This is a genomic window from Leptolyngbya sp. FACHB-36 (genome assembly GCF_014695955.1).
In the GTDB taxonomy this organism is placed as follows: Bacteria; Cyanobacteriota; Cyanobacteriia; order Leptolyngbyales; family Leptolyngbyaceae; genus FACHB-36.
The window spans coordinates 1-9458 of record NZ_JACJPG010000178.1 but is presented as its reverse complement, the minus strand read 5'-3'; the positions used below and the strand labels follow the sequence as shown (position 1 = coordinate 9458).

Sequence of the window (9458 nt, the reverse complement as noted above, 5' to 3'; positions counted from 1 at the left end):
GCGCCCCAACTAATTAGTAGGGAACCGACAGCAGGCAAAAGACTGTTTAACTCAGGCGTTTTATTTACAGTTGCGATTTCTTGCAGCGTTTTTTCGATCAGGATGCGTCCCTTGCTCAAGGCACGATCGCGATGATCCTGCGCTTGCTGCTGCCAGCCCATATCTGCATAGAGCGTATGCATCAGAAAGTCTCCAATCACATCGACCATATCGGTGAAGAGTTCGACATTCTTTTGAGAAACAGTAGAGACATTTTGGAGCTGTGCATATAGAGTGCTGGGGGGAATTTGCAGCAGCGATAAAGCCAATTTGAAGGTGTAGAGCGCTTGCTGATAATCGCCTACAGTCTGATAGATACCGCCTAAATTGAGCAGCGTCATGCCTTCCGCAAAGCGGACATCGATAAGACCGCCGTTTCGCAGATCACTAGTGCCAAGGTAAAACTTAATGTCAGCTTGGGAACCGGATTTAGAGGAGCGCGTCCAGGAGATCCCCGTCTCGCTCGGGCGATCACCGGGTTGATAAACTCTGCTGAGCAATGACGACGATTCAAGCTGGTCGGGATGCTCTCGCAGATATTGCCACAGCGTTGAAGCTTGCTGCTGGAGCGCCAGGGATTGATCAGTTTCGCCAATCTCTCGATAGCTGGCGGCTAAATTGTTCAGCGTCAGCGCTTGCCAAAAAGGCTGCTTCAACTTTTGAAATAGCGGCACCGCCTTGCGATAGGTGACGATCGCCGCTGGATAATCGTCTAATTCTTCCAACATGAAGCCGATATTTCTTAGAATGATGGCGGCTTGAGTGTCGTTGTTAAGTTCCTGGTAAATCTTTAGTGCTGCCTGGTAGGTGGCAATGGCTTGCTTTTTCTTATCCTTGTCAAAGGATGGTTGATTGTTTTCGGTGCTGCTGTCATTTGTTCTAAATTTGGCGTCTTTGTTATAGAAATAAGCCAAGCCCTTCAGCGCTTCGGCTTCTCCGGCTCGATCGCGCGATGCCTGAGCGCGTTTGAGGGCAATCTGGTAGCGATCAACATCAGATTGCTTTCCTGTAGCCATTTGCAGATCAAACAGCGTTCGTTGAGCAATGGCTTCGGCGAACGGATCTTTTTGGGCGCGTGCCCGCTGTAACGCGGCCTCTGCTTGAATGATGCGATCGGTGTTCTCCGCTTCCGCAGAAGCGCTCACGGTTTCTTGCACCTTAACAATCAGAATAACGTTGCGAGAATCTTTGGGGATTTCCCATGCTACCGTTGCATCCTTGACACTGCTTAAACCCAGGATTTGTTTCAAACCTTTCTGAATTTGGACCTGATTAAACACCATTCCGGGCTTTGACTCGATCGCTTGCAGAATCACAGAAGCCGGAGTTTTACCAACAAGGGGCTGTCCATTTGCACTGACTAACTTATTCTGTGAATTGACAAACTGCACTCGCAGGGACTCAATGATTCCTTCCGCAATTTGCAACGTTACGGTACCATCCATTGATATTCTTGGCTGTCCCACCACTTTAGCGAGAACATAACCGTTGTTTTGATACCACTGGTTGAGTTTGCGAATGCCTGCCTGCAAAGTTTGTAGATTGAGAACTGTGCCATACTGCGATCGAAAAATATCATTCACCACAGCGGTTGGTAGAACAGACTTGCTCTCAGGGATCGGCACAATGTTCATTCGTCGCAGCACGGGATTGAGCTGCACCTCAAATGTGACCCGCACGCCTTTGAGAGTATCTTCTGGCACCGCCTTGACATTGCTGAACCAGCCTGTTTTGAAGATGGCATTGATGTCAGTTTGAAGTTGCGATCGCGTTGTCACGCGACCGGGTTTTGTAGCAGCGGCTTGATAAACAATGTCTTGCAGTTTCCCCGTCACGCCCTGCACGACTACTTCCGACACCAGCACGCGCTTCTCTGATAGGTCGCGATCAGATGGAGAAACAGCCTGAGCTATTTCCGGGACTATTTGTCCCCAAATTCTTAGCGGCTCAGACAGCAGCAAACATAGAAAACAGGTGATAAAACTCAGGAAAAACAGTTTAACCCTACGGATGAGTTTGAACGGTTTTAATGGGGAGAGCATGGTAGAACTCCGTAACAATTCTGGGTTGGGGCGATAAGTTTTAGATTGAGAATGTGAGCGAGGGACGTTCAATCAGGTTGTTTCTGACTGACTACTCTGCCTCTCCAATCAGCGTGAATGCTGCCCAATCGCGCGGCTGAGGATGGGTTTTCATCATGGTTAACATTGCTTGCCGGAGTGCCTGTGCCTTATCTGGGTTCCTCTGCAAATTCTGGTAAAACGCCTGCATTAATTCTGCGGTCGGTGCATCAGGAACCGCCCACAAGGAGACAATTACACTGGGCACTCCTGCTGAGATCAAAGAACGCGATAAACCAATCACGCCATCTCCCGTAATTCTGCCTTCTGCCGTGTTGCAAGCGCTCAAGACGACTAAGCTGGCTTGCAGTTTCATCTCTAAAATTTCTTCTGCCGTCAGCCAGCCATTATCAGTGCCAGAGGGTGCGAGGGCGATCGCGCTTCCTAGTCCGCGAATATTATCCAGCAATCCATGCGTTGCCAAGTGAATGATGGATGCTTGAGGCATTTTTCGAGTGATCTCGGCTTTCGTGCCCTGAGCGCCAATAATTGCTTGAGTGTTGAGGAGCGCGGCGATTGTTTTAGCTTCTGCTTCGGCTCCGGGGAGTGGAGGTAAGGCTTGTTCAGCCGCTCCAAGAGACAAAGACATCTGAGGCATTGTAGGATTGCCCAACACTAGCGCTTTTCCGCTTCCAAGAGGTACCTGGCTAGCTAGCTTCTGTCGTTGTTGTTGAGTTAATGCCAGAACTTGAATCGATGGAGCGGTAAGAATGGCATGTTTTTGAATCAGGTAGTTACCGTCGGCGGTCTGAAGCGCGGGAAAAGGCACTTGAAACAGGGGACCTTGGGGAATGAAAATGACGTGAGCATTCGGGTCCTTGGGTAGGAGCGGGGCGATCGGATCGATCAGCAGTTGATACAGCGTCGGTAAATTGGGTTGGGGGTTGACACCAAGCGTATTGCGACCGCGAACCGCCAAGGATTCTTGATTGCCAATCACTAGGCGTGATAAGGAGGTGTTGTGCTGCTGCCATAGTGGTTTGAGATCCACTTGACGGAAAGAAATCTCTCCTGTTGGCTGAATCACCCAAATGTAGAGCTCTGATTCCCGCGTTGCTCGTTTTCCCTGGATCTTGAAACTATCATAAATGATGGAATACTCCACCAGAGATGCTTTGTGAGTTTTCGCAATCCGTTTGATTTGGTCAATCGTCGTAACTGTAGCTTCAGAATTGAGGGGCAGGCTGACATCTCTTTCCTGTATCTGCTTCTCTAGCAACTCCACAAATGCGCGAGTTCGTCCTCGTTCAGCAACCTCTAGCGCTGCGGTCGGGTTGTTTTGAGCAATGAGCGCTTGCTGCAATGTGCGATAGGTAATGGCCTGCGTCTCGAATAAAGAGACTTTATTTTCATCCGTCAATCCGGGTCGGAGCGATTCCCAAAGCTTGATGGCTGCCCACAAGGTTTTTTCTGCGCCTCTGGCATCGCCTGTCTTTAACAATGTCAATCCAAGATTAGTCAGAGCCGCTCCCTCTCCGGCACGATCGCCCACTGCTTGCAAGATCAGCAATGCTTGCCGATGGTAGGCAATTGCTTTGTCGTACTGCGGTAAGAGATGATAAGCGGCGCCCAAAGCGCTTAGTGTCCTGGCCTCACTGTTGCGGTTGCCAATCTGACGAGCAATGGTGAGTGCCTGCTGATGGTTCTCGATCGCCTTGTCAAACTGGGATAGAGAACGATACGCATTGCCCAGACTAACCAAGGTATTCGCTTCGCCGCTGCGATCTCCCACGGCTCGAGAAATCGTTAGCGCTTGCTGATACTTCTCAATAGCTTGACTGTGCTGGGATAGGGAAGCAGAAGCAGCACCTAGACTGCTCTGTGCACTCGCTTCGCCAATGCGATTGCCCACAGCTAAGTAGATGGTGAGTGCCTGCCGATAGTACTCGGTTGCTTTACTGTACTGGGCTAGAGAAAGGTAAGCACTGCCTAAACCCAGCAAAGCACCCGCTTCGCCATTGCGATCGCCCACTGCTCGGAAGATAGCGAGCGCCTGCTCGTAATGTTTAATGGCTTGGCTGTATTGCGATAGGGTAAGGTAAGTGCTGCCGAGACCACTCGATATTGCGGCTTCGCTTCTGCGACTACCGATTTGGCGAACAATCATCAGTGCTTGCTGCTGTAGTTCGATTGCTTTATCAGGCTGTGACAGAGAACGGTAAGCGGTGCCTAGACTGCTCAATGCAGCAGCTTCACCGCCACGATTCCGAATAGCGCGAAAGATCACCAATGCCTGCTGATGGAATTCAACCGCTTTGTTGTATTGCGATAGAGCAGTATAGGCTGAACCCAGATTACTCAATGAATTCGCCTCACCGTGGCGGCTTTGAATGGCGCGGTGAATTGCTAAGGCTTGTTGATGAAACTCGATCGCTTTGTTGTACTGCGATACAGAATGATAGCTTTGACCCAGATTACTCAGTGCATTCGCCTCACCGCTGCGGTTTCGAATGGCGCGGTGAATTGCTAAGGCTTGTTGATGAAACTCGATCGCTTTGTTGTACTGCGACACAGAATAATAGCTTCGACCCAGATTACTCAGTGCATTCGCTTCACCGTGGCGGTTTTGAATGGCGCGATAAATGGTCAGTGCTTGTTGATTTAACTCGATCGCTTTGTCGTACTGCGATACAGCAATATAGTTTAGACCCAAATTATTCAGTGCATTCGCTTCGCCGAGCCGATTTTGGATCGCGCGGTAAATTGCTAAAGATTGTTGATGGAACCCGATCGCTTTATTGTACTGCGATACAGAATAATAGCTTTGACCCAGATTATTCAGTGCATTCGCTTCACCAATCAAACTTTCGTACTGCGGTAGAAAAACAGAGCCTAGACCTAAATTATTCAGTGCATTCGCTTCGCCGAGCCGATTCTGCAGGGCACGATAAATGGTTAACGCCTTCTCATAGGACTGAATAGCGGCTTCATAGTCACTGGTTTGAGTTTGCTGAAGTCCCTGCTGCAACAGCCGATTTGCCTCTGCTTTACGGGCATCGGCAGTCTGGGCAGAAGCGGGGAGTAGGAAGTAGGGAGTAGGGAGTGGGGGAACCGTGGACAGAAAAGAAAAGGCAAGAAAAAAGGGTGCGATTCTTGCGATCGTGGGTTTGCACAACTTGAACTGAGACATGGCTGAAACTCCTGAGCCGCTTTGAATCGTGATTAGCGCGATCGCTGTCGCTCGATCGCTTCAATCTGCCGTAGGCGATCGCTCCAGTCTCGCAGCGGTTGGGCTTCCGAACTCGCAAGCGACTCCAGCAGCGCCAGCACCGCCGATCGATTGCTATACGCTGCTGCCAGCGCGTCATACCACAGCCCCGACTCTGCATACAGGTCACTCCGCTGCTGCGGCGTTTGTGCTGTTGCTAGTTGAGATTGCAGCGCAGGATCTGGTTTGACCACAGCGATTTCTGCCGCCGCCACCCAATTCGTCAATGGCACCGCCGGATTGCACACCAGCACCACCTGCCAGAGATACGACTGCCCGATCTCCAACCCCGCCTGAGTTTGAGGCAGCGAGAACTGCATGATTCCGGTCTGGCTTTGCAGCGTCGTTCGGTACAGCGGTTGCCCGTTGGAGCGAAACAGGCGGAATTGCAGCGGATAGGGTTGGCGATCGGGCACAAACCAAGCAAACGTCGGATGCGAAGAACTCGTTTGTCCCACATGGCTGAACGGCACCAAGGCGGTTAATTTGCTGTTAGCGTTTGGGTCGCAACTGCCGCCGCGTGTGGTGTTTGTCCCCGTCGTTTTAGGCGCAGACGGACGTTTGGGAGGGCGATACTTTGCCAGCGCCTCTGGAGCGATCCACAGTGAAAGCAAAACCGTCGCCACGATCGCAGGGCGACGGAAGTGATTGAGTAAGTGATTCATCGTCTGAATCCCCCTGTAGGTGTCTTCTACAATAAGCAGAAATCGCTTAAACCTCCAGGCGATCGACTGCAAAACAAGATTGCGGGAAAGCGCAACGATCGCGTGTTACCACCGTTTGCGATCGACAGACCAGACTAATTCGCACATCGTTCCTTTCGGCAGATTTGGGCAGCGGCGAAACGTGCCGCCTAGCTGTCGTGCCAGATTTTGCGCTAGCTGCGTGCCCAAACCCGAAGCGGTTACAGGTGATTCACTGCCGTTATCAATTACCCGGATCACCTGCTGCTGGTCTTCCTGAGCGCAAATAACGGTGAGGCGTGTGGCTCCAATCGCGTGTTTACCCACATTGCACAGCGCTTCCTCTAGAAAGCGACAAAGTCCACGCTTGTGCTCTAGCCGCAGGTCGCGAGTATTGAGCGGCTCAAACTGGACAATTTTGAACTGAATTGTCTGAAAATGTGGCAGATCCCGTTCCAGCGTGCTGCAATATACCGTGTAGAGCAATTCATGCAGCGGAGCCTGCAACGCTAACTCGATCGCGCTGCCCATCTGCAATTGCGCTTCATCGGCGATCGCGTCTCGCTGGACAGAGGCGTAAATCGATCGGAGTTCTTGATTCAGGCGGTGCAGATCCGGCAAAAAGGGCGGCGGAACTTCTTGTCCTTGAGCATTTCTAAGAATGCCGACCAGCGTTTGCATCGGACCGCTGTGAATCGCATTGAACGTCTGCTCAATCACAAACTGACGCTCCTGCAAGCGCAACCGCAGGTCCTGTTCGTGACGGTAGAAGCGGGCTGCCGTCAGCCCCACGCCATTTAGCATCAGTCCGAGCAGTGCAGGCACTACGGGCGCCCACCAACCGAGCAGAATCAATCCATAGCAGCCGCCAATCAAACTGACCACAGCGACTGCCAGTCCTAACAAAATCTTCCAGGGCGATCGCACCCGTCCCAGGCTGAGTCCCACCACTCCCCATGCGGCAATCCAGAGATACTCCCAACCTTCGGGCCACACTCGCAGCAGCGGGCGACGATCGAGGACTGCACTGAGAATTTGGCTGATCGCGTGCGCCTGCATTTCCACGCCGTAGACCTGTCCGGGATTGATGGGGGCGATCGCGCCTGAATACGCTAAATCTTTGGCGCTAAAGGACATAATGCCAATCAGCACAATTTTGCCCCGCAGCCAATCCGGGTTGACGCCTGCCTGAATCTGCGCCAGCGACAGCGTCCGAAACGGCGCCTGACCACTGCGAACGTTGAGTAAAATTTGATTGCCGCCTGCATCTGCTCGGATGTATCCGCCGGAATTTGGTTGCATTCTGGTCAATTCGGTGCTGCCAAAACGCATGGCATCGGGGTCACGAATCCCATTGTCAAGTTCAATCCCCTGCGCTGCCAGATAGCGTTCTGCTACTCGAATCGTGAACGAAAAGCGATACTCCTGCTGGGAATTGTGAACTCCCAACAAACTCCGCCGCTGATAGCCATCAGCGTCCAGAATAGTATCGGCAAAACCAACCTGTTCCAATGGTAGATCTGGCGGTGGCGCGACGGTAAAGCCGCTGCGATCGGGTCGAGCAATCTCTACCCCAATCAGGTTTTTACGCGTGCGAAACTGTGAGACTAACGCTGCATGACCGGGTTCCACCGGAATATCGCGCACAATATCTAGCCCGATCGCCGCAGGTTGATACTGCTGCAATCGCTGAATTAGATTGGCAATTTCACCGTCAGGAATCGGATAGGCGCGAGTCCGTTGAATGTCCTCCTCTGTAATGCCGACAAGTACAATGCGGGGATCGGCTGGCTCCGATGGACGCAGCCGCAAGAATTGATCGAAGGTGACTAACTCCAAAAATTGAAGCGAACCCGTTAAACGAGCCACGATCGCGGCTGCAACTACTATCAATCCTGGTAGCAATCGCCGCCAAGACTTGATTTCTGCTTGAATCGCTTGCCCTCGATTGCGTTCCACTAATCAATCAACCCTGCTTCCCGCGCCCGAACTTCCGTTTGAATCCGCAGATTCTTGTTCTCGTCGGGATACACTTCCAGCACATCGCGAATTTTGGTCCAGTAATACTGCACGGTGCGTTCTGAAACATTCATCCGCTTGGCGATCGCCGTGTCCTGCAAACTTTCCTGAAAGGCAAGCTGCAATAGCTGCATCCAGGCAGGTTTGAGTTGCAGCCCATTGCGGATTTCTCTTGGGGTGTATGTGCGCTCCTGCAATGCCCAATCCACCATTACCAGCAGCTCTTTCATCGGCTGACTTTTATCCACCACGGTGAAGCCGCCCATGTGATTGTCGATCGTCGGCTTGAGCCAAACCAAGATGCGAACGTGGGCGCTTTGCACCACAAGATTCAGCTTGGGATAGCGTTCCATCAAGGTTTTGAGCAACTGTAGTCCAGAGTTTGCCTGCGCCGTTTCGCCGATCGTCTCTGGCATCACCAAATCTACAATCACCAAGTCTGGATCAGCCTGCTCTACCTGGTTGAGCGCTTCCTGAGCCGTCTGAGCCGTTAAAATTTCTGCCCCTGGATACGTCTGCTTCAGGATACCGAGAGTACCGCCTAACACTAAGGCGTGGTCATCTACAACCAAAAAGGTCTGTTTCTCTGGCTGAGAGATTTGGAGCATGGTCAACTCGCTACCGCAAATATCGGCTAGTGTAACTGGTCCTTCTACAATAGAAGCATTGCTGAGAGGAAACACTACGCTCGTTGGCTAACTTAGCTTGTGGACGGCGGCAACCGAAACTGCGCCAAAGCGCAACTCCTCATGATTCAGTACCAGTCAGTATCAGCCATAGAAAGCATTGCTACTTCGCTGAATGATTCGACAACAATTCTGTATCAGTAGTACTCAAGACGGATACATCATGATGATCGTTCAAGTCCTGAGCCGTGGGCTGGTGTGATTGATTTCGATCGCTGAACCGCGATCGATGACGCTCTGATATAAATTGTTCTGGATCGATGCCATCAAACGTAGGAGGTAGCCACACTCGGATAATCAGTAGCGCTCCTAACACTAATAGAAAAACACACGCTACTAAAACTTGCACCCACGGCGTTTCCAGCACACCTCGTACAATCACTTCTCTCAAAACAGAGACAATAGAGACTTCAACAGCCACTCCAATAGAAACGCGATGTTCTTGGAGATAGATAATCAGCAGACGAAACAGCTCAACCAAAATCAACAGAAATAGAATATCGGATGTAACAGGTTGAAACTCCAATGGAGGCAGTAGCGACAGCACCATTTCTCGTAACTGAAGCACCATGAAACTAAATAACCCGATACATAAACAGATAACAATAAAATCTTGTACGGTTTCTAATAGCCGAATGACGTGATTACTATTCAGCCAGCGATACCAAGGAAGTGATGATTGCTTAACGTTCATAAAGATGTC

6 protein-coding genes are annotated in these 9458 nt (G+C 51.1%); all 6 read right to left on the bottom strand.

What is annotated here, in order from left to right; genetic code table 11:
• A partial coding sequence (locus H6F43_RS02850) for a tetratricopeptide repeat protein (protein WP_190340492.1) occupies positions 1-2081 on the bottom strand: 2081 nt, incomplete at its 3' end.
• A gap of 91 nt (positions 2082-2172) precedes the next feature.
• A complete protein-coding gene (locus H6F43_RS02845; RefSeq protein WP_190340491.1) occupies positions 2173-5289 on the bottom strand; it encodes a tetratricopeptide repeat protein in 3117 nt (1038 codons plus the stop codon).
• Between the two features lie 32 nt (positions 5290-5321).
• Entirely contained in the window at positions 5322-6032 is a 711-nt protein-coding gene (locus H6F43_RS02840) for a DUF928 domain-containing protein (RefSeq protein ID WP_190340490.1), read from the bottom strand.
• Between the two features lie 105 nt (positions 6033-6137).
• Positions 6138-8009: a CHASE2 domain-containing protein gene (locus H6F43_RS02835; RefSeq protein ID WP_190340489.1), complete on the bottom strand. Its 1872-nt coding sequence runs from the start codon at positions 8007-8009 to the stop codon at positions 6138-6140.
• Entirely contained in the window at positions 8009-8677 is a 669-nt protein-coding gene (locus H6F43_RS02830) for a response regulator transcription factor (RefSeq protein ID WP_190340488.1), read from the bottom strand. Before H6F43_RS02830 ends, H6F43_RS02835 begins: the two co-directional genes overlap by 1 nt.
• Before the next feature lie 181 nt (positions 8678-8858).
• Positions 8859-9449: a phosphate-starvation-inducible PsiE family protein gene (locus H6F43_RS02825; protein ID WP_190340487.1), complete on the bottom strand. Its 591-nt coding sequence runs from the start codon at positions 9447-9449 to the stop codon at positions 8859-8861.
• Positions 9450-9458: the final 9 nt, after the last annotated feature.

Coding starts and splice junctions, on each gene's coding strand:
- H6F43_RS02840 (WP_190340490.1), bottom strand. CDS start 6,032: ATGAATCACTTACTCAATCACTTCCGTCGCCCTGCGATCGTGGCGACG.
- H6F43_RS02825 (WP_190340487.1), bottom strand. CDS start 9,449: ATGAACGTTAAGCAATCATCACTTCCTTGGTATCGCTGGCTGAATAGT.
- H6F43_RS02845 (WP_190340491.1), bottom strand. CDS start 5,289: ATGTCTCAGTTCAAGTTGTGCAAACCCACGATCGCAAGAATCGCACCC.
- H6F43_RS02830 (WP_190340488.1), bottom strand. CDS start 8,677: ATGCTCCAAATCTCTCAGCCAGAGAAACAGACCTTTTTGGTTGTAGAT.